General features: G+C 70.3%; 20 protein-coding genes. 12 read left to right on the top strand and 8 right to left on the bottom strand.

Annotated elements, in window-relative coordinates:
• Nucleotides 1-4 precede the first annotated feature (4 nt).
• Nucleotides 5-682 (top strand): FCD domain-containing protein, encoded by a 678-nt coding sequence (locus tag HJC40_RS46035; RefSeq protein WP_249998457.1) that lies wholly within the window; start codon nt 5-7, stop codon nt 680-682.
• A 12-nt stretch (nt 683-694) separates the two neighbouring features.
• On the opposite strand, the gene HJC40_RS04730 is transcribed toward HJC40_RS46035, so the two are convergent.
• Nucleotides 695-949 (bottom strand): hypothetical protein, encoded by a 255-nt coding sequence (locus HJC40_RS04730; RefSeq protein ID WP_249998455.1) that lies wholly within the window; start codon nt 947-949, stop codon nt 695-697.
• Between the two features lie 108 nt (nt 950-1,057).
• Between HJC40_RS04730 and HJC40_RS04725 the strand changes: the two genes are divergently transcribed.
• Nucleotides 1,058-1,678 (top strand): hypothetical protein, encoded by a 621-nt coding sequence (locus tag HJC40_RS04725; protein WP_249998454.1) that lies wholly within the window; start codon nt 1,058-1,060, stop codon nt 1,676-1,678.
• A gap of 219 nt (nt 1,679-1,897) precedes the next feature.
• Here HJC40_RS04725 and HJC40_RS04720 read toward each other — a convergent pair whose 3' ends face one another.
• Nucleotides 1,898-2,701 carry an Fpg/Nei family DNA glycosylase gene (locus HJC40_RS04720; protein ID WP_249998452.1) on the bottom strand — a complete coding sequence of 268 codons (804 nt, stop codon included), beginning with the start codon at nt 2,699-2,701 and terminating at the stop codon, nt 1,898-1,900.
• Between the two features lie 100 nt (nt 2,702-2,801).
• Here HJC40_RS04720 and HJC40_RS04715 point away from each other — a divergent pair, with 100 nt between their 5' ends.
• From HJC40_RS04715 to HJC40_RS04705, 3 genes are all read left to right on the top strand, one after another.
• The gene (locus HJC40_RS04715; RefSeq protein WP_249998450.1) at nt 2,802-4,421 is read left to right on the top strand and encodes a serine/threonine-protein kinase; all 1,620 of its coding nucleotides are present in this window, start codon (nt 2,802-2,804) and stop codon (nt 4,419-4,421) included.
• The gene (locus HJC40_RS04710; protein ID WP_249998449.1) at nt 4,418-5,005 is read left to right on the top strand and encodes a hypothetical protein; all 588 of its coding nucleotides are present in this window, start codon (nt 4,418-4,420) and stop codon (nt 5,003-5,005) included. Before HJC40_RS04715 ends, HJC40_RS04710 begins: the two co-directional genes overlap by 4 nt.
• A gap of 119 nt (nt 5,006-5,124) precedes the next feature.
• On the top strand, nt 5,125-6,294 hold the full coding sequence (locus HJC40_RS04705) for a serine hydrolase (protein WP_249998447.1): 1,170 nt from the start codon (nt 5,125-5,127) through the stop codon (nt 6,292-6,294).
• Between the two features lie 19 nt (nt 6,295-6,313).
• On the opposite strand, the gene HJC40_RS04700 is transcribed toward HJC40_RS04705, so the two are convergent.
• Genes HJC40_RS04700 through HJC40_RS04690 form a run of 3 tightly spaced genes read right to left on the bottom strand, consistent with a single transcriptional unit; the run spans nt 6,314 to nt 9,497 of the window.
• Nucleotides 6,314-7,168 (bottom strand): carbohydrate ABC transporter permease, encoded by an 855-nt coding sequence (locus HJC40_RS04700; protein ID WP_249998446.1) that lies wholly within the window; start codon nt 7,166-7,168, stop codon nt 6,314-6,316.
• Nucleotides 7,169-7,171: 3 nt separating this feature from the next.
• Entirely contained in the window at nt 7,172-8,188 is a 1,017-nt protein-coding gene (locus HJC40_RS04695; protein ID WP_249998445.1) for a carbohydrate ABC transporter permease, read from the bottom strand.
• Between the two features lie 13 nt (nt 8,189-8,201).
• Nucleotides 8,202-9,497, bottom strand: a complete 1,296-nt coding sequence (locus HJC40_RS04690; RefSeq protein ID WP_249998443.1) for an ABC transporter substrate-binding protein — start codon at nt 9,495-9,497, stop codon at nt 8,202-8,204.
• 284 nt (nt 9,498-9,781) lie between these two features.
• On the opposite strand from HJC40_RS04690, the gene HJC40_RS04685 reads away from it, so the two are divergent.
• The 5 genes from HJC40_RS04685 to HJC40_RS04665 all read left to right on the top strand — a co-directional run bounded on the left by HJC40_RS04685 (nt 9,782) and on the right by HJC40_RS04665 (nt 15,946).
• Nucleotides 9,782-11,050, top strand: a complete 1,269-nt coding sequence (locus HJC40_RS04685; RefSeq protein ID WP_249998442.1) for an endo-1,4-beta-xylanase — start codon at nt 9,782-9,784, stop codon at nt 11,048-11,050.
• A gap of 164 nt (nt 11,051-11,214) precedes the next feature.
• A complete protein-coding gene (locus tag HJC40_RS04680; RefSeq protein WP_249998439.1) occupies nt 11,215-12,567 on the top strand; it encodes an extracellular solute-binding protein in 1,353 nt (450 codons plus the stop codon).
• Between the two features lie 36 nt (nt 12,568-12,603).
• The gene (locus HJC40_RS04675) at nt 12,604-13,542 is read left to right on the top strand and encodes a carbohydrate ABC transporter permease (RefSeq protein ID WP_249998438.1); all 939 of its coding nucleotides are present in this window, start codon (nt 12,604-12,606) and stop codon (nt 13,540-13,542) included.
• Nucleotides 13,543-13,544: 2 nt separating this feature from the next.
• Nucleotides 13,545-14,438, top strand: a complete 894-nt coding sequence (locus HJC40_RS04670; RefSeq protein WP_249998436.1) for a carbohydrate ABC transporter permease — start codon at nt 13,545-13,547, stop codon at nt 14,436-14,438.
• A gap of 5 nt (nt 14,439-14,443) precedes the next feature.
• Entirely contained in the window at nt 14,444-15,946 is a 1,503-nt protein-coding gene (locus HJC40_RS04665) for an alpha-N-arabinofuranosidase (RefSeq protein WP_249998435.1), read from the top strand.
• A 231-nt stretch (nt 15,947-16,177) separates the two neighbouring features.
• Here HJC40_RS04665 and HJC40_RS04660 read toward each other — a convergent pair whose 3' ends face one another.
• Nucleotides 16,178-17,128, bottom strand: coding sequence for a LysR family transcriptional regulator (locus HJC40_RS04660; protein WP_249998433.1), 951 nt, complete (start codon nt 17,126-17,128; stop codon nt 16,178-16,180).
• 357 nt (nt 17,129-17,485) lie between these two features.
• Between HJC40_RS04660 and HJC40_RS04655 the strand changes: the two genes are divergently transcribed.
• Nucleotides 17,486-19,810, top strand: a complete 2,325-nt coding sequence (locus tag HJC40_RS04655) for a beta-L-arabinofuranosidase domain-containing protein (RefSeq protein WP_249998432.1) — start codon at nt 17,486-17,488, stop codon at nt 19,808-19,810.
• 364 nt (nt 19,811-20,174) lie between these two features.
• On the opposite strand, the gene HJC40_RS04650 is transcribed toward HJC40_RS04655, so the two are convergent.
• Nucleotides 20,175-20,321 (bottom strand): hypothetical protein, encoded by a 147-nt coding sequence (locus HJC40_RS04650; RefSeq protein ID WP_249998430.1) that lies wholly within the window; start codon nt 20,319-20,321, stop codon nt 20,175-20,177.
• A 296-nt stretch (nt 20,322-20,617) separates the two neighbouring features.
• Entirely contained in the window at nt 20,618-22,111 is a 1,494-nt protein-coding gene (locus HJC40_RS04645) for a serine/threonine protein kinase (RefSeq protein ID WP_249998429.1), read from the bottom strand.
• Nucleotides 22,112-22,346: 235 nt separating this feature from the next.
• On the opposite strand from HJC40_RS04645, the gene HJC40_RS04640 reads away from it, so the two are divergent.
• Entirely contained in the window at nt 22,347-23,216 is an 870-nt protein-coding gene (locus HJC40_RS04640) for a hypothetical protein (protein WP_249998428.1), read from the top strand.
• The last annotated feature ends 69 nt before the right edge of the window (nt 23,217-23,285 follow it).

Here is a 23,285-nt window from a genome sequence, read left to right as displayed (position 1 = left end):
ACCCGTGCCTGGCCCGAACCTTGACCGCGCCGCCCTCGGCACCCGCGTGACCGACCTCTTCCGGTCGCAGGTCACCGAGGGCGCCTGGCCGCTGGGCAGCAAGATCCCGACCGAGCCCGAGCTGGTCGAGTGGAGCGGCGCCGGGCGCAACACGGTACGCGAGGCGATCGGCTCGCTGGTCCAGGCCGGCATCCTGCGGCGCGAGCAGGGCCGCGGGACCTTCGTGGTGTCGACGTCGGACCTGCGCTCGTCGGTGTCCCGCCGGGTCGCGGCCACCTCCCGCCGCGACAGCCTCGAGCTGCGGCTGGCGCTCGACGCCGCGTCGGCCCGGATAGCCGCGGTCCGCCGCACCGAGGCCGACGCGGAACGCCTGGCCACCCTCCTGGACGCGCGACGCGACGCCTGGACCGGCGGTGACGCGCACGAGCGGGTGCGCGCCGATTCGGCCCTGCACCGGGCCGTGGTCGGCGCCACCCACAACGCGTTGCTGCAGGAGGTCTACGAAGGACTGCTCGGCGTGTTCGAAGAGGTGCAGCTGCACGACGTGACCGGCGAGACCGACGACCTGGCGCAGCTGCACGCCGACCTGGTCGAGGCGATCGTCGACGGCGACCCCGACCGGGCCGCGGCCACCATGTCGACGCTGCTCCAGCCGATCATCAACCGGGCCGCACCGGCCTGAGAGGTGGTACCCCTACCCAGTTTTGATGCGGCGTAGTTCGAGCACGCCTTCGCGTTGGATGAAGACACTCCGATAGTCCATGACGTCCTCTCCCGCCGCCGCAGCCAGAACTACGTAGTCCCCCTCTTCGACGTCGAGCTCGACCACGTCGCTGGTGAGCCAGTCCTGCCGCACCCGGACTGCGTGGTGACCGACAGAAACCTCGAATTCCACCTCTCGGCCTCGCCTGACCTTGGCCACCGTGACACCGTCGAGCTCTCCTTTCATCGACCTCAAGAGTCCGCCGAGGTCGAGCTCTCCGGACAGCAATGGTCGGCATCGTCATCACCCTCCTTCTAGGTCCAGAGACCAGCCGCGTCTCCGGCGGAGCGACCGGTGACGCACCCGGGCGGATCCGGCGTTGCTGATGATCACGCGATTGCCAACGGTGACGACGTCCCTTACGTTGATCTTCGACGTCCACTTCGGATGGACCTGATGACGTCACACCCTCAAGAGGAGATGGACTTGTCTGTCGTTCATGTACCGTCGCGCCGGAAGAACGTCCTGGTGAGCGCCGGGTTGTCCGTGGTGCTCACGCTCGCCGGCATCCTCGGCTTCGCCGCACCCGCAGCCGCGGACATCACAGTGACCAAGTACACAGGGATCTGCGAAATCGACGGCTGGCCGGTCAGGGTCAGCATGTGGGTCAAGGTGAACACGAACAACATTGGCGTCAGGTACTCGATCGACCGGCTTACCTGGACGACTAACGATTCGGGCCGCGTCTTCACCCCGTCCCGCCTGGCGGTGGGATGGAAGTCCGCCGATGGCACGACACCGTTGGTGCGGGCCTGGGGCGGCAGCGCCGCCACTCTCCACGACGTGGCCGCCACGGGTGACACCGGACCCAACTGGCAACAGGACTACGCTCCTCAGCTCTTGTTCCAAGGCTTCTTCGCGACGATCTATCTCAACGGCAACGGAAAGCAGTGCCCCACACCCACGATGGGCTGACCGCGTAGGTACTCAGCAGGCTGCGTCCTGACGCTGGCGTCCGCTGCCCTGGTACCGGGCGCCAGCGCGAGGTCCTGCAGTCGCTCGACGCAGTCCTCGTAGTACTGCAGCGGTTGCGGTCGAGGGAAGTTCGGGTGCGACGTCCAGTCCGGCACTGAATGCGAGACATCGTAGAAGCCCTCGGCCAGCCACCGCGGTAGATCATCCCCTACCAGGGTCTCAGACTGCCTGCTCCACGCTGCACCACCAACTCGTACGCCCACCGACCGCGCTCCTCGCCATGGGCGCGCCGTCGCGGGGGCAGCGGGCGCCCGCGAGCCGGAACCCGTTCAGGCCGAGCGTGTGTACCCCGCCGTCGGCGAGGGCCGAGCGCACCGCACGCCGGGTGGCCCGCAGCAGGCGATCGACGTCGTCGCCGGTGAGCCGGTCCACGCGGCGCCCCGGGTTGATCCGGGCCGACCACAGGATCTGATCGGCCAGCAGGTTCCCGATGCCGGCGACCGCCTCCTGGTCGAGCAGCCGCGCCTTGACCGGGGCCGTTCCGGATGCGAGCGCCGCCCGGAACTCGGCCGGCGTCATCGTGGCCGCGTCCGGGCCCAGCGACGCGACCGGCGGATCCAGGCGGACGCGGCCCAGCCGGCGCGGGTCGACCAGCATCAGGCGGCCGCCGTCGGCGAAGGTCAGGGCGAACCGGCACCACCGGTAGTCCCCGGGCCGCCGCCGGCCCTCCCAGTAGTCGCCGCCGTCGGCCTCCGTGCCGTCCGGGCCGGCGATCACGATCTTGCCCGACATGCCCAGGTGGATACCCAGCTCGGGACCGTCCCAGGTGGTGTCGCACCACATGCTCTTGCCGCGGCGGTGCGCCGCCCCGAGAGCCCGCCCGACCAGCGCGTCCCGGATCTGGCCGGGCCGGTGCGGCCGGCAGACGTACGTGTCGGAGTCGTCCACGCCGGCGATCTCGCGGCCCAGGCCGGCTCGTTCGATCACCGCGCGCGCCGACTCGACTTCCGGCAGCTCCGGCATGGTTCCTCCCCGATCGTTCCCGGTACATCCACCACAGTCGCAGGTTGATCACCAGGCCGCCGGGCCGATGCCTCACGACTCTCGATGTATCGTCTCGCCCGTGACTGATCCACTCCGTCCCGGGGACCCGGCCGAGCTGGGCGGCTACCGGCTGCTCGGGCGACTCGGCCAGGGCGGCATGGGCGCCGTCTATCTCGGGCGCGGCGCCGACGGCCGGTTGGTCGCGGTCAAGATGATCCGGCCCGAGTACGCGCACGACACCGAGTTCCGGGCCCGGTTTCGCAGCGAGGTCAACCGGGCCAGGCAGGTGCCGCCGTTCTGCACGGCCGAGGTGCTCGACGCCGACCCCGACCATCCCACGCCCTACCTGGTGGTCGAGTACGTGGACGGGCCGAGCCTGGCCGACGTGATCGCCGAGCACGGCCCGCTCGGCGGGGGCAGCCTGCACAGCGTGGCGGTCGGGGTGGCGACGGCGCTGGCCGCGATCCACGGCGCCTCGGTGATCCACCGGGATCTGAAACCGAGCAACGTGCTGCTCGCGCCGGGCACACCCAAGGTCATCGACTTCGGCATCGCCCGGGCGTTCGAGGCGACCAGCCAGCACACGCGGACCGATCAGATGGTCGGCACGGTCGCCTACATGGCGCCGGAGCGCTTCGACACCGAGCACTACGGCGAGGTCGGCCCGGCCGCCGACGTGTTCGCCTGGGGCGCGGTCATCACGTACGCCGGCACCGGCCGCACCCCCTTCCGGGCCGACTCCCCCACGGCGACCGCGGCCCGGATCCTGACCCAGCCCCCGGACCTGTCCGGGTTGCCGGATCCGCTGCAGAGCGTGGTCGCCCGCACGCTGGCCAAGGACCCGGCGGAGCGGCCCACCGCGCACGAGCTGCTCGCCCTGCTGCTCGACCTGGACGCCGGCCGGCCCACCGAGCTGATCCGCCCGGACCTGCTCCGGGCGGCCACGGCGGCGCAGCGGGCCCCGGTGGCCCACCGGGGCGCCCGGGCGGGCCGCGTGCGCCGGGCCGGCGTGGCCGTGCTGGCGCTGGGCGTCGCCGGTCTGCTCACCGCGCAGGCCCTGCCCCGCCTGGGCGCGGCCTCGAACGCTCAGACCGGGGCCGCCCCGAGCGCGGGCCGGGCCGGGCCACCGGCCTCGCCGATGGTCTCGTGGCAGCGCGCCCCCGGCGGCCTGGCGATCATCGACCGCCTGGACCGGCCCGGCCAGTGGCAGGACACCCGCAACGACGCCGAGGGCCGGTGCGTCTTCGAGGACGAGCGGCTCGAGGCCCGGACCGGGATGGCGTCGGTGTATCGCTGTCACGGACCGCGGGACTCCTTCGCGAAGGATCAGGCGATCAGCGTCGGGGCGGCGATCCTGACCCCGGGCGCGTGCGCGGCGATCTGGTTCCGGGCGACCGGTCCGAGCGCCTACCTGGTCTCGTTCTGCGAGAAGGAGGTCCGCCTGGGCGTGGACACCGCGGAGGGCGTCACGGACGAGGTGCGGGCGGCCGTCGACACCGGGCTCGGTCTCGCCCGCCGGATCGACGTGGTCGTCCGGGGCGAGCGGGCGACCGTCACGGTCGACGGGTCCGAGCTGCTCACCGCCCGGCTCGGCCGGCCGTCCCTGGCCGCGGGGCAGGTGACGTTCGGCGTCCTCGACGACATCATCAGTGGCGACGCGCGAGCCGCGTTCGCCCGTGCGGAGGTCGTGAAACTGTGAAGCGCCGCTTCCTCGCCGCCGTGGTGCCGGCTCTGACGCTGGCGGCCGGCGGATGCGCCACCGGCGGGCCGGACACCTCGGCCGCCACTGCACCTTCACCGCCAACGAGCGCGACGGCCCGGTCGGCGGCGGGCAACGCTCCGAGCCGGACCGCGTCGGCCCAGGCGGCTCCGAGGCCCCGTTTCGCCGATCTGACCCAGGGCAGCACGACGTCGGTGGTGAGGCTCCACGGCTACGACCCGCGGAACGCGTCCGCCGTCGCCGAGCCGATGATCTTCATGACCGGCGACGCGTACTGCCGGACCTTCAAGATCAAGCGCACGGACGGCCGATGCACCCACCTGGCCTACGTGACCGAGGAGAGCCACACCAGGGTCACCGTCCCGATCGCCCCGACGGTGAAGTACTACACGTGGGAGGACCCCCAGGGCGACGTGTGCATCGACGCGCCCGAGAAGGGCGGCACCTGTCCCATGACGGCCGAGCAGTTCGCCGAGTGGTACGAGCTCAACAAGAAGGCGATGGTCGCGGTGGCCACCCAGGACGGCGCCATCACCCGCATGGCCATCGTCTACACCCCCTGACCCCGGGTCCGAGGTAGGGCAGGCTATACCTCCGGACGGCAGGCAGCGGTATCGATCGAAGCACTCCCGTACGGCAGGCTCAGGAGCGTCGAAATTGCACCGCTTCGCAGGGAGTAACGATGCCCGAGACCCGTACGATCACCCGGACGACCACCCGCCGCCGAGTCCTGACCTCTCTGGTCGCGATCGGAGCTCTCACCGCCGGCGGCGCCGTCGCGACACCGCCGGCCCAGGCCACGCGTCCCGCCGACGCCGTTCAGCAGAGCCTGAACAACCTGGTGAAGGTCGACAAGTTCCCCGGGGCGACGGCCTCGATCCGGCAGGCCGACGGCCGGGTCCGCAACTACTCCGCCGGGGTCGGCAACCTCGAGACCGGGACGAAGATGCCGGTCGACGGGCGGGTCCGGATCGCCAGCAACACCAAGATGTTCACCGCCACGGTGGTGCTCCAGCTCGTCGGCGAGGGCAAGGTCAAGCTCGACGAGCCGATCGAGACCTACCTGCCGGGCCTGGTGCGCGGAGCCGGCGGCATCGACGGCCGGCAGATCACCGTACGGCAGCTGCTGCAGCAGACCAGCGGGCTCCAGGACTACGACGACGAGGTGTTCGCCGACTTCCTCAACTCGCTGCACACCTACTACGAGCCGCACGACCTGCTCCGGGTGGCCTTCGCCCGCGCGCCGGAGTCGCGGCCGGGCGAGAAATTCGTCTACGCCAACACCAACTACATCCTGGCCGGCCTGCTCGTGCAGAAGGTCACCGGCCGCCCGGTCGGCGAGCAGATCACCAAGCGCATCATCGCGCCGCTGGGGCTGCGGCACACCTACTGGCCGGCCGAGGGCGAGACGACGATCCGGGGCACCCACCCGCGCGGCTACTTCCCGGCGACCGACACCGCGCCTCCCGTCGACATAACCGAGTCCGAGCCGTCCGGCGGGTGGGCCGCGGGCGCGCTCGTCGGCACCCCGAGCGACATCAACCGTTTCCTGACCGGCCTGCTCGGTGGCAAGCTGCTCAAGCCGACCCAGCTGGCCGAGATGAAGAAGACGGTCGACGCGCCCGGCTTCGACACGGTCGGCGGCTCCCGCTACGGCCTCGGCATCGCCACCTTCAAGCTCAGCTGTGGCGGCTTCGCCTGGACGCACGGCGGCATCGCCCCCGGCTACGTCACCTACGTCGGCGTGACGTCGTCCGGCAAGGCGGCGTCGATCGCGGTCAACTCGATGGTCGCCCAGATCTCGGCGGCCGAGCACCTGGATCAGGCGCTGGACACCGCGCTCTGCCGCTGACCGGGCGGAGCTCCCGTGGTCACCCCTTGACCGCCCCGGTCAGCCCGCCGACGATGCGACGTTCGAACAGGCTGAAGAAGACCAGCGCCGGGATCATCGACAGCGACGTGAACGCGAGCACCTTCGCCGTGTCGACCGAGTACTGGGAGGCGAAGGCCTGCACTCCCAGCGGCAGGGTGAAGGTGTCCTGGTTGTTGAGGATGAACAACGGCAGCAGGTAACTGTTCCAGCTGCCGATGAACGCGAGGATCCCGGTGGTGATCAGTCCCGGCACCGAGAGCGGCAGCACCATCCGCCAGAAGAAGCCGAGCCGGCTGCAGCGGTCGATGGCCGCGGCCTCCTCGATCTCTTTGGGGATGGCCCGCAGGAACGGGACCAGGATGATGACCGTCGTGGGCAGCCCGAAGGCGATCTGCGGGAGGATCACCCCGGGCAGGGTGTTCACCAGGCCCAGGTTCTTGATCAGGATGTACAGCGGCGTGATGGCCACGGTGGCCGGGAACATCAGGCCGGCGGCGAACAACGCGTACATAGCTCCGCGGCCGCGGAACCGGTAGCGGGCCAGGACGTAGCTCGCCATGACCCCCAGACCGACGACCCCGATGGTCGTGACGAGGGCGACGATCGTCGAGTTGCCGACCTGGCGCCAGAACGTGCCGCTGGCCAGGACGTCGGTGTAGTTGCCGAACTCCCACGGGTCGGGCAGCCCGGCCGGGTCGGTGGTGATCTGCGAGTTGGTCCGGAACCCGCCGATGATGATGTAGAGCACGGGTCCGAGCATCAGGCCGACCAGCAGCAGGGCGGCGACGTAGACGGTCGGGTTGCTCCAGCCGCTGTCTCTCGGCCGGCGCCCGGCCGGAGCCGTTCTGGCCATGTCCTACCGTCCTTCGGTGAGCGCGCCCTCGGTGTCCCGGCGCAGAACGAAGCGCTGATACAGCAGCGCGATGAACAGGGAGATGACGAACAGCACCACCGCGACCGCGTTGCCGTAGCCGTAGTTGCCCGCGTTGCGGCCCTCGGTGACCATGTACGTCGCCATCGTCGAGGTGCCGGCGGTCGACGCGACGTACTGGCCCCAGATGATGTAGACGAGGTCGAACAACTGCAGCGCGCCGATGATCGACAGGAACGCCCAGATCCGGATCGTGGGCGCGAGCAACGGCAGGGTGATCCGCCGCTGGGTCTGCCAGTAGGAGGCGCCGTCCACGGCGGCCGCCTCGGACAGCTCCTCGGGGATGTTCTGCATGCCGGCCAGGAACAGGATCACCGCGAACCCGATGTACTTCCAGGTCAGGATCAGCATCAGGGTCCAGATGGCCAGCTTCGGGTTGGCCAGCCAGTCCTCGGCCACCCAGCCCAGACCGATCGACCGCAGGACGTCGTTGACGGCGCCGTTGGTTTGGAGAATGAGGCTCCACGCCGTCCCGACGATGACCTCGGAGATCACGTACGGGACGAAGATGAGCACCCGGATGACCGACTGCCCGCGCATTCTCTTGTTGAGCAGCAAAGCGAGGCCGAGCGCGATCGGGCCCTGCAGGACGAGCGACAGCACGACGATCACGCCGTTGTGCCACAACGCCTCGAGGAACGCGCTGTCCTGCAGGATGGTGACGTAGTTGTCGAGGCCGACGAAATTGGTCGGTACCCCGAAGCCCTTCCACCGGTAGAAGCCGTAGTACGCGGCCATCAGGACCGGGAAGATCACGAAGCCGAGGAACATGAGGATCGCCGGGCCGGACAGCGCCGCGATCTCCAGCCGCTGAGCCCAACCGATTCCGCGCCGGCGGGGACGCAACGGGGGCGACGCGGACACGCCACTCCCGTTGCGCACCCGGGTGCCGGGCGCTTCCTCAGTGACCGCGGAGCTGGTGCCACCGAAGTTGCCGCTCATCGTCTGGCTACCTTCAGCCCTTCTTGGCTGCGTCGTTCACGGCCTTGACGATCCCGGCGACGTCGCCCTTGCCGGCGAGCAGGTTGACCACACCGACGTTCAGCGCGTTGCCCACGTTCTGGCCGTACACGGTGTCGAGCCACTGGGAGACGTACGGGGCCTTGTTGTAGGCGTCGAGAACGGCCTTGAGGTAGTCCTCGGTGACGGCTCCCTGCGCCTGCTTGCTGACCGGCAGCGAGTTGAACGCCTTGTAGTAGGCCTCCTGCACGTCCTTGGTCAACAGGTAGTTGAGGAAGTCGGCGCACTCCTTGGGCGCGTCGGCCGCGCACGAGTAGCCGTCCGCGCCGCCCATGATCGCGGCGGCGTCGCCCTGCCCGCCCGGCACCGCCGGGAACGGGAAGAAGCCGAGGTCGGGCAGCGGCTTGGTGTCCTTGGTCAGCGAGGCGATCACGCCCGGGTCCCAGGCGCCCATGAGCTCCATGCTCGCCTTGCGGTTGGCCAGTAGGCCGGCCGAGCTTCCGGCGCCCTGCTGGGCCGAGGTGGTCAGGAAGCCGTCGTTGAACGGCTTGGTGTCGGCGAAGGTCTTGAGGTCCTGCCCGGCCTTGGTCCAGCACGGGTCGGTGAAGGTCTTGTCCTTGGCCGCGGCGTCGAGGGCGGCCGGGCTGCAGGACCGCAGCGCGAAGAAGTAGTACCAGTGGGCGGCCGGCCACGCGTCCTTGGCGCCGAGCGCGATCGGCGTCCCGTTGGCCTTGAGCTTGGCCGCCGCGCTGGTGAGCTCGTCGATGGTCGTCGGCGTCGCCGTGACACTGGCCTTCTCGAACGAGTCCTTGCTGTACCAGAAACCGCCGGGAAGGATCGAGACCGGTACGGCGTACGACTTGCCGTCGACCTGCGCGGTCTGCAGCGCGGCGTCGCCCACCGCCTGCTTGGTCTCGGCGGTGATGTCGGCGGTGATGTCCTTGAGCTGGCCGGCCTCGACCATCGCGGCCATCTTGCCGCCGCCTCGCTGCAGGAAGATGTCGGGCGCCGAGCCCGAGTTCAGGGCGGTCTGCAGCTTGCCGTCCATATCCTCGTTCTGGATCGACTGAATCTTGATCTTGACGGTCGGGTTGGCCGTCTGGAAGTCGGCGACCGCCTTCTCCCAGAACGCCTTGCCGGGACCGGTCGTGGCGTTCTGCCACAGCTCCATCGAGACGTTGCCGCCCGAGCTGTCACCGCTGCCGCCGTCGTCATCGCCGCTGCAGGCGGCCACGCTCATCGTGCTCAACGCCATCACGGCAGCCACTGCGAAGGTTTTTTTCAAGGCCATGAAGTGCACTCCTCGGACTGAAAGTTTCGGAGTGTTTCCGGAATATGACGCTCAAGCTAGGAAGAGATGCATGTGCATGTCAAGATTTCTCTTCGAACGAGGCAGTGACTGGAGGTAACAGTTTCATACCGGCCCGTGCGACAGTGTCCGGAATCCCGGGCCACGAACGGGACGAATCTCGACGACGATCATCCGCCCGACGCGACGGTTCGAGGCGCGCGTGAGACCGAAACTCACGGCAACAGCCGGAAGTTGCGTTGGCCGTAGACGACAGGAGAGCCGCCGTGACCACCGTCCAACCAGGTCATCGCCGGGGCGAAGTCCTCATCACCGCGCTCGACGCCGACGGACAGCCGCTGGCCGGCCGGCCCGTCACGGTGGAACAGCGCGCCCACGCCTTCGGGTTCGGCTGCATCGGTTTCGACTTCATCGCGGTGGCCGACGAGGAGACCGGCCCGCCGCCCAGCGCGTCCGGCGGCGCCTCCCCCACCGGCGCCGCACAGCTCGCCGAGCTGTTCTTCGACGTCTTCAACACCGCGACGCTGCCGTTCTACTGGGGACCCTTCGAGCCCCGCCGCGGCCGGCCCGACACCGGGCGGCTGCACCGGGCGGCGACGTGGTTCGCCGACCGCGGCTGCCGGGTGAAGGGGCACCCGCTGGTCTGGCACACCCTCGCCCCCGACTGGCTGCGCGACCTCCCGACGGAGGAGGTCGAGGCGGCGGTCCGGGCCCGGATCCGGCGTGAGGTAACCGATTTCGCCGATGTCATCGATGCCTGGGACGCGATCAACGAGGCCGTCATCATGCCGGTCTTCAGCAACGAGCAGCAGCGCAACGCGATCACCCGGCTGGCCGCCGAACGGGGCCGGGTCGCGACCGTCCGGCTCGCGTTCTCCGAGGCCCGCGCGACCGACCCGTCGGCGACCCTGGTGCTCAACGACTTCGACATGTCCGCGGCCTACGAGTCCCTCATCGAGAGCGTCCTCGAGGCCGGCGTCCAGGTCGACGCGCTCGGCCTGCAGAGCCATATGCACCAGGGCTATTGGGGCGAGGAGAAGACGCTGGCGACCCTCGAGCGGTTCGCCCGCTTCGGGCTCCCGCTGCACTTGACGGAAACCACCCTGGTGTCCGGCCGCCTCATGCCGCCGGAGATCGAGGATCTCAACGACTATCAGCCCGCGACGTGGCCCTCCACCCCGGCCGGCGAGCAACGACAGGCCGACGAGATCGCACGGCACTACCGGACGCTGCTCTCGCACCCCGCGGTCCAGGCGGTCACCTACTGGGGACTGACCGACGACGGCGCGTGGCTCGGCGCCCCCTCCGGCCTGGTCCGCGCCGACGGCACGCCCAAACCCGCGTACGACGCGCTCCGGGATCTGGTGAAGCGGGAGTGGTGGCTTCCGCCGACCACGATGCGGACGGACGACGCCGGACGGGTCATGGTGAGCGGGTTCCTCGGCGACTACCAGCTGCACAGCGGCGGCCAGACGAAGTCCTTCGCCATCACCGCATCCGGCCCGGCCCGGGCGACTCTGCAGCTCGGCGCATAGCGGACGGAGACTTTTCGCATTCCGCGACAGGTTCATCTGACTTTGCGAAAGCCGAGGCATTGCCCGGCGTCCCGGCTCGGCGACAGGCTGAACCCGGCCCACCGAAAAGCCTTCCTGCGGCGCGGATGTCGTACGCCGTCAGGCTGCGCACCGTCAGGAGGGACATGGACATGGACGTGCCCAGCACCCGGCGCACCGGGTTGAGCCGCCGTGGCGTCCTGCGCGGGCTCGCCGCCGCGGTCGGCGCCGGCGCCCTGGCCGGGTGTTCCAGCGACGTGCTGAGTGGTCTGACCACCTCGCGGGAGACGGCCGGCTCGCTGGACTACTGGAATCTGTTCGGCGGCGGCGACGGCACCCGGATGCAGCAGATGCTCGACACCTATCGGCGCGACCACCCCGAGGTCGCGCTGAGCGCCACCACCCTCGCCTGGGGCAACCCCTACTACACCAAGCTGTCGCTGGCGACGGTCGGCGACAAGCCCCCGGACGTGGCGATCGCGCATCTCACCCGCATGAAGAACATGGTCGAGGCCGGCCTGCTGCAGGAGCTCGACCCGGCCGCGCTGGCCCGGCACGGCCTCGGGACCGACCAGTTCACCCCGCGGACGTGGGAGGCCGGGCTCGTCGACGGCCGCGCCTACAGCATCCCGCTGGACACCCACCCGTTCGTCATGTTCTACAACACCGACGTCTGCGAAAAAGCGGGCCTGCTCGGCGACGACGGCAACCTGACCCCGCTGGACAGCCCGGAGGCCTTCACCGACGCGATGCGCCGGGCCAAGCAGGTCACCGGGGCGTACGGCGGGGTGGTGGCCTCGATCAGCGAGACCTCGACCCCCTGGCGGATGTTCCAGTCGCTCTACTCCCAGCTCGGCGGGCAGGTGATCGCCGACCAGGGCCGCGAGGTCGTCCTCGACGACGCCAAGGCGACCGAGGTGCTCACGTTCCTGCGCAGCCTGACCGCCGACGGCCTGTTCCCCGCGACGGCCGACTACCAGGGCTCGATCGCGCAGTTCGCCGAGGGACAGGCCGGGTTCTACTTCCAGGGTGAGTGGGAGATCTCGACGTTCCAGACGGCCAAGATGCCGTTCTCCATGACCCTCTTCCCGCACCTCTACCGCGAGGGCCCGTACGCCGTGCAGGCCGACTCGCACACGTTCGTGCTGCCGCGGCACCCGGACGACAGCCCGGAACGCCTCGACCGGGCGCTCGAGTTCGTGGCCTCGATGCTGAACCAGAGCAAGACCTGGGCCGAAGGCGGCCATGTGCCGAGCTACCGGCCGTTCCTCGAGACCCCCGAGTTCCGTGACCTGAAGCCGCAGTCCAACTACGCCGCCGCGGCCGAGGCGGCCGCCTACGACGCCGAGGGCTGGTACTCCGGCTCCGGGTCGAGCTTCGAGATCGTCACCGGGTCGAGCATCGGCGCGGTCATCACCGGTCAGTCCACCCCGGCCGCGGCCCTGGCCCGGATGCGATCGGCGCTGAGTGATCTGGCTCGTACGCCGTCACCGATCTGAACACGCCATCACCGATCTGAGTCGAGGAGGCCGCCGGTGTCCACCGAGACCGTCACCCCACCCGCCCGGCCGGCGCCGCCGCCGAGCACCCCCACACCCCCGGCGCCCGGGCAGGGGCGCCCGGCGGCCGCCTTCCTGCTGCCGTTCGCCATCCTCTACCTCGCCTTCATCGCCGGGCCGGCCGTCTACGGCCTGATCATGAGCTTCTTCGACGCCAGCCTGGTGCGGCCCGGGCTGGGCAGCTTCGCCGGTTTCGGCAACTACGCCGAGGCCCTGCAGGACCCGGACTTCTGGTCGTCGCTGTGGCACACCTTGTGGTTCACGATCCTGACCACGCCGCCGCTGATCGTGCTGGCCTTCGTCTTCGCGCTGCTGGCCGACCGGGTGGGGCGTGGCCGGTGGTTCTTCCGGCTGGCCTTCTTCGCCCCGTTCATCCTGCCGTCGGCCGTGATCGCGCTGATCTGGATCTTCATGTACACCCCCGAGCTCGGCCTGATCGAGGCCGGGCTGAACACGGTCGGCCTCAGCTCGCCGGCCTGGCTGGGCGACCCGGCCTGGGCCATGCCGTCGCTGGCGATCACCACGATCTGGTGGACGCTCGGCTTCAACTTCATCCTCTATCTGGCCGGTCTGCAGGAGATCCCCCGGGAGCTGTACGAGGCGTCGGCGATCGACGGCGCCGGCCCCTGGCAGCAGATCCGGCGCATCACCATCCCGATGCTCGGCCGCACCACGACGCTGGTGGCCGTTCTGCAGGTGATCGCGTCGCTCAAGGTCTTCGACCAGATGTACCTGATCACCAACGGCGGTCCCGACTTCGCCACCCGCTCGGTCCTGCAATACGTCTACGACCAGGGCTTCACCAACTTCCGGCTCGGTTACGCCGCGGCCATCTCGATGCTGTTCTTCCTCGTCGTGCTCGCGGTCTCGGCTGTGTGGTTCTCGATCGTCCGACGCCAGGAGAAGGAGGTCTGACCATGGCCAGCTCGATTCTCGCCCCGCCGGACGCGGACACCGCCCGGACCGACCGCGGCGTCACCCAGGCCAAGATCGACCAGAGGCACCGGCTGTTCAACCGGATCTGCTTCGGCGTGCTGATCGCCTTCGCCCTGCTGTGGCTGGTGCCGCTGGCCTGGGCCGTGGACACCGCGCTCAAGCCGAACGCCGAGACGACCCGGGCCAGCTGGCTGATCGACGACCCGACCTTCGCCGCGTTCGGGCGGGTGCTGTCGGACATGCCGATCCTCAACTGGTTCGGCGCCAGCCTGATCACCTCCACGCTGACCGCGGTGGGCACCGTCATCACGGCCAGCCTGGCCGCCTTCGCCCTGTCCCGCATGCGGTTCCGCTACCGCAACGTCGTCTTCTGGGCCATCCTGGCCGGCATCATGATCCCCGGACAGGTGCTGATCGTGCCCCAGTTCCGCGAGATGGACGCGCTGGGGCTGCTCAACACGTACTGGGCGGTGAGCCTGCCGCAGATCCCGACCGCCGTGGCGATCTTCATCTTCAAGCAGTTCTTCGACGGGTTGCCCCGCGATCTCGAGGAGGCCGCGCGCATCGACGGGGCCGGCTGGTTCCGCATCTACCGCCGGGTGGTGATGCCGCTGGCCCGGCCGGCCGTGGCCGCGGTGGCCATCTTCACGTTCGTCACCTCGTGGAACGAGTTGCTGTGGCCGCTGCTCGTGCTGACCAACCCCGACCTGATGACCATGCCAGTCGGGCTGGCCACCGTGCAGGGAGCCTTCGGCATCCGGTACGCCGACACCATGGCCTCGGCCGTGCTGGGCGCCATCCCGCTCGTCGCCGTGTTCCTGTTGTTCCAGCGTCACATCGTCGAAGGCATCGCCGGCACCGGACTGAAAGGCTGAACTCCGTGCATTCCGCATCACTGATCGTCGACCCCGCGTTCCGCATCGGCGCCGTGGATCCACGGCTGTACGGCTCCTTCGTGGAACACCTCGGCCGCTGCGTCTACACCGGCATCTACGAGCCGGGACACCCGACGGCCGACGCGGACGGCTTCCGGCAGGACGTGGTCGAGCTGGTCCGCGGCATCGACGTGCCGATCGTGCGGTATCCGGGTGGCAACTTCGTCTCCGCGTACAACTGGGAGGACGGCATCGGCCCGGCCGCCGACCGGCCGACCCGCATCGACCTGGCCTGGCGCTCGATCGAGGCCAACCAGGTCGGGGTGGACGAGTTCCAGCGGTGGGCCGGCCAGGTCGGCGCCGAGACCATGATGGCGGTCAACCTGGGCACCCGGGGCATCGACGAGGCGCGGGCCTTCGTGGAGTACTGCAACCACCCGTCGGGCACGGCCTGGTCAGACCGGCGGCGGGCCAACGGGGCGACCGACCCGTACGGGATCAAGGTGTGGTGTCTGGGCAATGAGATGGACGGGCCGTGGCAGATCGGCCACAAGACCGCCTTCGACTACGGCCGGCTCGCCGCCGAGGCCGGCAAGGCCATGCGGCTGGTCGACCCCGGCATCGAACTGGTGATCTCGGGCAGTTCGGGCAGCAAGATGCCGACCTTCGGCACCTGGGAACGGATCGCGCTCACCGAGGCGTACGACACGGTCGACCACATCTCCATGCACAGCTACTACCAGCAGCACGGCGACGACCGGGACAGCTTCCTGGCCTCGGCGGTCGACACCGACCAGTTCATCGAGGCGGTCGTGGCCACGGCCGACCACGTCCGGGCGGTCGGCCGGCACAGCAAACGGCTGACCATCGCGTACGACGAGTGGAACGTCTGGTATCAGAGCCGGTTCGCCGGCGAGGAGAACCTGCCGATCAGCGAGGCGCCGGCGCTCATCGAGGACGTCTACTCGGTCACCGACGCGGTCGTCGTCGGCAACCTGCTGATCAGCCTGTTGCGGCACGCCGACCGGGTGAAAATCGGCTGCCAGGCCCAGCTGGTCAACGTGATCGCGCCGATCATGACGGCCAAGGGCGGTCCGGCCTGGCGGCAGACCATCTATCACCCGTACGCCCTGACGTCGCGCTACGGCCGGGGCACCGTGCTGCGGCTCGAGACGCAGTCGCCCTCGCACGAGACGGCGGCGCACGGCGAGGTGCCGCTGCTGGACGCGGTGGCTGTGCTGCAGGACGACGACCAGGGGCTGGCGCTGTTCGCGGTCAACCGTGACCAGCACGAGCAGATGGCCGTCGACGTGGACGTGCGCTCGCTCCCCCACCTCACCACCGGCGAACACCTCGCCCTGGCCGACGACGACCCGGAGGCGGTCAACGACCGGGACAACCCGGACCGCGTGACCCCGCGCCGGCTCGCCGACCCCAAGCTCGACGGCGGCCGCCTGCAGGTGGTGCTGCCGCCGCTGTCCTGGAACCTGATCCGCCTGACGAGTTAGCCGGCCGGCCGCGGCGGCTGAGCCGGGCATGGCTGCCCAGGCGGCTCAGCCGGCCGCGCCTGTTCCCCCGGCCGCGCCTGTTCCCCCGGCCGCGCCTGTTCCGCCGGCCGCGTCAGGTCCACCGGCTGCGTCAGGTCCACCGGCTCCGTCTGTTCCACCGGCCGCGCCTGTTCCGCCGGCCGCGCCTGTTCCGCCGGCCGCGCCTGTTCCGCCGGCCGCGTCAGTGCCGGCTCAGCTGGCCAGGCCGGTCTCGGCCGTGATCCAGCCTTGGCGGCGGCTCAGCCGGCGGGCGGCGTCGACGAGGACGCCGACGGGGGCCGGGGCGTCGCGGGCCGGCCACAGCAACGACCACGGGTAGCGCGGGGTGGGCTGCGCCAGCGGACGCCAGCGCAGGCCGGCCACCGGCATCACCGATTCCGGCGTCACCATCACGCACCGGCCGTCGGCCACGAGGTCGGCGCCCGCGTGCAGCCCCTGCACGCTGCCGCGGAAGCGGTCGGGAAAGAAGCCCGAGGAACGGCACAGCTCGGTCAGGAAACGCCGGAACTCGGGCGCCTGCGTCTCGTCGGGCAGCAGCAGGCACTCGGCGGCGAGCTGGGCCACCGGCACGGCGGCGAGGCGGCCGAGCCGGTGTCCCTCCGGCACGAGGACACCCAGGGCGTCGAGCCGGAACACCTCGGTGGTGATCTCCGGCGGCACGTCCGAGGCCCGGCCGACGCCGATGTCCAGGCGGCCGTCGATCAGGGCCCGGCGCTGTTCCGGCAACCCGGCGTGGATGACGTGCACCTCCACGTCGGGGTGGTGGGCCACGACGTCCTGCAGCACCGGGCGCACGGCGGCGTAGCCCTCGTCGAGCACGCCGATCCGCAGGACCGGGCCGGTGTCGGCGGCGCCCTGGGCGGCGGCCGCCGCGCGTTCGACGTGGGCCAGGATCTGCCGGGCCTCGGCCAGGAACCGGACGCCGGCCGGGGTGAGCTCGACGCGGCGGGTGTTGCGCGAGACCAGCGGCACGCCCAGCGTGCGCTCGAGACGCTGCACCTGCTGGCTCAGCGCCGACTGCACGATGTGCTCACGGGCGGCGGCCCGCCCGAAGTGCAGCTCCTCGGCCAGCGTCACGAAATAGCGCAGCTGCCGCAGCTCGACCCGGGAGAGGCCGGTCAGGTCCAGGGACTGCGGCGTCACGACATCCACCCCTCATGTGAGCGCTAACATGACGTTTCGTGGATGTTACCGCCCTGCCCAGTGAAGTCAAGGAGTCGTCGTCGGCACCGCCTTGGCCGGAGACCGCTGGTGAACGTTCACGAAGATCATCGCGACAGGAAACCCGAGCGGCGCACCCTTCACCGTCGGCCGTCCCGAAAAGTGTTACGGCGTAGGCGCGTTTTTGGCCGCTGCTAGCGCAGGACAACGCGTCTTGAAGGCAGCGAAATACTCTGGCAACATTCCCGGCATCCCCCGTTCGCCGCCTCCACTCAATCGTTTTCGTCTATGTTAACGATCACAGCGTCGAGCCGTCCCCACCCCCGGGAGTTGTCCGATATGTCTTCCTCGCCCCTGAGCCGTCGTCGTCTGCTGCAGGCCGGCAGCGCCGCGGTCCTGGTCACCGCGACCGGCGCCACCGTCCTCGACCAGCGCCCGGCCGCCGCCGCCATCGTGCCACCGGTCCGCCCGGACGCCGGCGCGGCGGCGTTCTCGTTCGACTTCGGCCAGGTGCGGCTGACCGCCGGCCGGTTCCTGGACAACCAGACGCGGACTCTGAACTATCTGCGCTTCGTCGACGTCGACCGCCTGCTCCTCGTCTTCCGGGCCAATCACCGGCTCTCGACCAACGGCGCCGCCGCCAACGGCGGCTGGGACGCCCCCACGTTCCCGTTCCGCTCCCACATGCAGGGCCACTTCCTCACCGCGTGGGCCCAGGCCTACGCCGTGCTGGGCGACACGACCTGCCGGGCCAAGGCCGACCAGATGGTCGCCGAGCTGGCCAAGTGCCAGGCCAACAACGCGGCCGCCGGGTTCGCCGCGGGCTACCTGTCGGGATTCCCGGAGTCGGACTTCACCGCGCTCGAGGCCCGCACCCTGTCGAACGGCAACGTGCCGTACTACTGCATCCACAAGACCCTGGCCGGCCTGCTCGACGTGTGGCGCTACACCGGCAACACCCAGGCCCGCACCGTGCTGCTGGCGCTGGCCGGCTGGGTCGACACCCGTACGGCCCGGCTGAGCACGAGCCAGATGCAGGCCCTGCTGGGGACCGAGTTCGGCGGCATGAACGAGGTGCTCGCCGACATCTACCAGCAGACCGGCGACACCCGATGGCTGACCGTGGCGCAACGGTTCGACCACGCCGCCGTGTTCGGGCCGCTGGCCGCCAACTCCGACCAGCTCAACGGGTCGCACGCCAACACGCAGGTGCCCAAGTGGATCGGCGCCGCCCGGGAGTACAAGGCGACCGGCACCACCCGGTATCGCGACATCGCCACCAACGCCTGGGCCATCACCACCCGGGCCCACACGTACGCGATCGGCGGCAACAGCCAGGCCGAGCACTTCCGCGCCCCGAACGCCATCGCCGGCTACCTGAGCAACGACACGTGCGAGCACTGCAACTCGTACAACATGCTGAAGTTGACCCGGGAACTGTGGCTGCTCGATCCGAACAACGCGGGCTACTTCGACTTCTACGAACGCGCTTTGCTCAACCATCTGATCGGCGCGCAGAACCCGGCCGACAGCCACGGCGGCGTCACCTACTTCACCCCGTTGCGGCCCGGCGGGCGCCGCGGGGTCGGCCCGGCCTGGGGCGGCGGGACCTACTCGACCGACTACAACTCGTTCTGGTGCTGCCAGGGCACCGGCATCGAGACGAACACCAAGCTGATGGACTCGATCTACTTCTTCGCGGGCACGACGCTGACCGTGAACCTGTTCGTGCCGTCGACGCTCAACTGGTCGCAGCGCGGCATCACCGTCACGCAGTCCACCACCTACCCGGTCAGCGACACCACCACCCTGACCCTGTCCGGGGCCATGAGCGGTTCCTGGAGCATCCGGGTACGCATCCCCGCGTGGACGCAGAACCCGGTGATCAGCGTCAACGGCGCGGTCCAGAACGTCACGGCGACGCCGGGCAGCTACGCGACCGTCACCCGCACCTGGGCTCCCGGCGACACGCTGACGGTGAAACTGCCGATGCGGGTGGTCATGCTGGCGGCCAACGACAACGCGAACGTGCAGGCCATCACCTACGGGCCGGCCGTGCTGTGCGGCAACTACGGCAACAGCAGCCTGGCCGGGCTCCCATCGCTGACCGTCTCGTCGATCACCCGGACCAGCTCGTCGAACCTGGCCTTCACCGCCACCGCCAACGGCACAACCGTGAACATCGGGCCGTTCCACGACGCGCACGGCTTCAACTACACCGTCTACTGGGCCACCGGCGGCAGCGGCACCGGCGGCACGGTGAAGCTGGTCAACGTCGGCACCGGACTCGTCCTGGGCATCAAGGACATGGCCACCGGCGACGGAGGTCTGGCCGTGGTCTGGGGCGACACCGGAACAGCCGACCACAACTGGGTACGCGTCACCGACGGCGCCGCGGTCCGGTTCCGCAATGCCAACAGCGGCAAGGTGCTCGGCGTGGAGAACATGTCGACGGCCGACAACGCCCGGGTCCTGCAGTGGTCCGACACCGGCACCGCCGACCACCGGTGGACGCTGGTCGACAACGGCAACGGCACCTACCGGATCCGGAACGTCAACAGCGGCAAGGTCCTGGCCGTCCTCAACGGTTCCAGCACGTGGGGCACCCAGGTGGTCCAGGAGCCCGACAACGGCAGCGCCGACAACAACTGGCGCCTCCAGTGAGGTGACCGCCCGGCCGGCCTCCGGCGCCTGACCGCACACCCCGGGCGGCACGAGTCACCCGATGCGCCGGCCCGGGGTGCGGCAAGCCGGAGCTCGCTTCGTCGAGACCAGGACGAGGCAACCCGTCGATCGCGGACGCGGCCGGCACAGGCGGACCCCGCCGGGCAGAACCGCCACGAATCGGAAAGGCCGGGCCGTGGCGGAGACCGGCGGGGTTGGCGCTGCGGGAGCACACGCCCGGCACCGCCCACAGGACCGACTCGCGTAAGACCGGCAGAGCCGGTGGCCGACCGGACCGGACGCGAGTGTTGGCAGCAGACGAGCTAGCTGCTGAGTGCGTCCGCTCTTCGAACGGAGAGCATCACTACGCCGGTGGGCGTGCGGAGACCAGGTAATGCCGGACGCCGCCGGTCCAGGGCGGGAACCCGGCGGCGAGCACCGAGGCGACGCCGGCGCCGGCGCCGGCGATCACGAGGCCGGCGTCGAGGGCGCCACGGGCGGCGTCGGCCATGGCGTGAGGCTCGGGGCCGGCGTCCAGGAGTGTCTGGATGAACGACTTGGCGTCGCCGACGTGAGCACTACGCCCGCAGTCGGTGCAGGTGTGCGGTCAGGTCGTCGGGGCAGGCAGCGAGCCCGTCGTAGTGCCGCCGGTTGAGCATGGTGGCGGTGCGACCGGGATCGTCCAGGGTGATCGTGACTACGCCGTGTGAACCGACGCGGGCTCACATCGGCTGGGACTTGATGTGGGCGCGCACGGACCGCGGCCGTCCGCCGAAGCGGCGGCCTGGCGCCGGCCGCGACCGAACCTCAGGCGTCGGGCTCGCCGTCGCCCGGGGTCTCGGGGTCGGTGGTGACCGGCGGATCGGTCTCCGGGGGTGCGGTCGTCTCCGGGTCCGTCGGCTCGACGGTCGGCTCGACCGGGGGTGCGGTCTCGTCCGGGGTGGGCGTCGGCGTCGGCTCTGCCGGGGGTGAGGACGTCGCCGGCGGGCTGCTCGGGACGGCCGGCGGGGTCGTCGGCCTCCGCGTGGGCGGCGTGGTCGTGGGCGTGCCGGCCGGGCTCGTGCGCGCCTTGGCCTTTTTCCGGACGGACACGGTCGTCGTCTCGTTGGTCTGCTGCACTCGTACGGTGGTCGGCGAGGACGACGGGGCCGGACTGCTGGGACGCGGCGGGGTGGTCGTCGGCTGGACGCCCTCCACAGCCGCCTCGGCCTCGCGGCCGCCCGGCGTGACCGTGCCGTTGGCCAGTTGCAGGCCGACGATGCTGGCGAGCACCGCGGCGACCGCGAGCGACCCCATCACCGTGGCCCGCCGACGGGACCGGCGCGGCGAGGCCGGCCGGGTCGGCGACACCGCGTGCGGCGCCGGGCTCACGCCTGACGCGACCGCCGGCGCGGGGCTCACGCCTGGCGCGACCGCCGACGTCGGCGCGACCGGCCGGGCGGGGCGGGACCGGGCGGACCGGGCCGGCCGGGTGAGCGGCGCCGGGCCGGTGGGCCCGGTGAGCGGCGCCGGGCCGGCGACGCGCCGGAGGGTTTCGGCCACGGCGGCCGCCGACGGGCGGGCCTCGGGGTCCTCGGCCGTGCAGGCCTCATAGAGATGGACGATCTCGCGGGGAAGGCCGGAGACGCGGGGCAGGCGGGGCGCCGGGCGACCGTGACGGGTGCCCAGGATCTCGCCCAGGCCCGTGCCCGGCCAGGCCCGCGAACCGGTGAGGCATTCGAACAGCAGCAGGCCGAGCGCGTAGACGTCGGCGGCCGGGAAGCTCGGCTCGCCGCGGAGCTGCTCGGGCGCCAGGTGGGCCGGGCTGCCCCAGAGCCCGCCGTCCGTGTCGGCCCGGTGCTGCCCGGCGACGGCGGCGATCCCGAAGTCGAGGACCTTCACGCCGTCCGGGGTGAGCATGATGTTGCGCGGGTTGACGTCGCGGTGGACCAGGTCCTGCGCGTGCGCGGCGGCCAGCGCGGACGCGGTCTCGGCGCCGATCCCGGCAGCCTGACGCCACCGGAGGGCGCCGGTGCGGGCGAGCCGGTCGGCCAGGGTCTCCCCGCCGACGAACTCCATGACCAGGTAGGGAGTGCGGTCCCGGCCGTCGACGACCTCGCCGTAGTCGTAGACCTGGGCGATGTTCGGATGGTTGAGCCCGGCTGCCGTCCGGGCCTCGAGCAGGACGCCGGTCGCCGAGACGTCGAACATCTTGATCGCGACCGGTCGTTTCAGGGTGCTGTCGAAGCCGTAATGCACCACCGCACTGCCGCCTTGGCCGAGGACCTCCCCCACCCGATAGCGCCCCGCGAGCCTTTGCACTGCGACCTCCCCCGTTGCCATCCGCGCCGATGAAGCCGGCGCCACAGCGACCATCCACAGTGGTGGGCCGCCGTTCTGGCGAGTGCAGCATACCCGGACCGGCCGACGAAAAACCGTGTCGGTCGCCTCTCTCCGGACCACCGCCTACGGGCCATCACGCCTGGTAGCGACGGCGTTTCGCAGTGATCATCAACCCGGAGCAACCGTCGGCGCATTGGCTCACCCAGAGGTGACCATGCTTGACGCCATACGTTTCCCGGCCGGCAATCCGCGCTTCACCCGACGGCGCACCTCGAGCCCGAAAGTCACGATCGATGCCCAACGGAATAGCAAGCTGCGCGGCCCCATGCTGATTTGCGGAAAAAGGGCGGAGGCAGCGGTGGCCCTCTTCCTGGTACGCGGTATCCCCGAGAAAGGCGACGCGATGCCGAAGACCTTCGCCCTGGCCTGCGCCGCGTTACTGCTGGCCGGCTGCGCAACCTCGGAGCCACCCGGTTCCGCCGTCGGCGACGATCTGCCCCCGTACATGCTCGGAGACGACACGGTCCAGGTCTCCGAGGTCAACAGCACGTCAGCCGCCTTTTCCGAGGTCGAGGACCTTCTCGCCATCGCCGGAACGGTGATCGTCGGAACGGTGATCGCCACCGATGACGTGGCCGTGGAAGCACCTGTCGATCGCAACGCCGAGGGCGTCGCCGAAGGCGAAGGGCCGGACATCTACGGGCGCATCACGTTTCGAGTACGGGAGGTCATCAAGGGTGACGCCGGCCTGACCCGAGTTCAGATCTATTACGAGAGCGGCAAACGCGACGGCGAGGACAAGACGAAGAGAATCGCATACACGTATGAGGGGCTGCGCTTTCTCCAGCGTTCCGACGCGACATTGAAGGCGCCGACGGAGGTTGACGGCCAGCAATTCCTGGTTCTGGCCCAGTCGAACCGGAAAACGGCGGTTGGCGGCTTCCAGCTCATCGGCTCGATGGGCCTCGCGCAGGTCGCCGCGGACGGCACTCTGTCCTGGCCGGGACCTCCCGGCTCCTCTCCGGTGACGAGAAACGGCAGCCCCGTCCCCTTGAAACTCGCCGACATCCGGGCCGCCGGGTAGCTCCCACCGAGGGAAGGAGCAGCCACCGCCGGTTTCACAAGCCGGCGGTGACTGCTCGTTGAACACTCA

Source organism: Actinoplanes sp. M2I2 (assembly GCF_023544445.1).
Taxonomy (GTDB): Bacteria; Actinomycetota; Actinomycetes; order Mycobacteriales; family Micromonosporaceae; genus Actinoplanes.
This window is presented reverse-complemented; position numbering and strand designations above follow the sequence as displayed.

Bases quoted from the DNA above. Each gene is read 5' to 3' on its own strand.
- HJC40_RS04730 (WP_249998455.1), bottom strand. From the start codon at position 949: ATGAAAGGAGAGCTCGACGGTGTCACGGTGGCCAAGGTCAGGCGAGGC.
- HJC40_RS04720 (WP_249998452.1), bottom strand. From the start codon at position 2,701: ATGCCGGAGCTGCCGGAAGTCGAGTCGGCGCGCGCGGTGATCGAACGA.
- HJC40_RS04705 (WP_249998447.1), top strand. From the start codon at position 5,125: ATGCCCGAGACCCGTACGATCACCCGGACGACCACCCGCCGCCGAGTC.
- HJC40_RS04700 (WP_249998446.1), bottom strand. From the start codon at position 7,168: ATGGCCAGAACGGCTCCGGCCGGGCGCCGGCCGAGAGACAGCGGCTGG.
- HJC40_RS04695 (WP_249998445.1), bottom strand. From the start codon at position 8,188: ATGAGCGGCAACTTCGGTGGCACCAGCTCCGCGGTCACTGAGGAAGCG.
- HJC40_RS04690 (WP_249998443.1), bottom strand. From the start codon at position 9,497: ATGGCCTTGAAAAAAACCTTCGCAGTGGCTGCCGTGATGGCGTTGAGC.
- HJC40_RS04680 (WP_249998439.1), top strand. From the start codon at position 11,215: ATGGACATGGACGTGCCCAGCACCCGGCGCACCGGGTTGAGCCGCCGT.
- HJC40_RS04670 (WP_249998436.1), top strand. From the start codon at position 13,545: ATGGCCAGCTCGATTCTCGCCCCGCCGGACGCGGACACCGCCCGGACC.
- HJC40_RS04655 (WP_249998432.1), top strand. From the start codon at position 17,486: ATGTCTTCCTCGCCCCTGAGCCGTCGTCGTCTGCTGCAGGCCGGCAGC.
- HJC40_RS04650 (WP_249998430.1), bottom strand. From the start codon at position 20,321: ATGGCCGACGCCGCCCGTGGCGCCCTCGACGCCGGCCTCGTGATCGCC.
- HJC40_RS04640 (WP_249998428.1), top strand. From the start codon at position 22,347: ATGCTTGACGCCATACGTTTCCCGGCCGGCAATCCGCGCTTCACCCGA.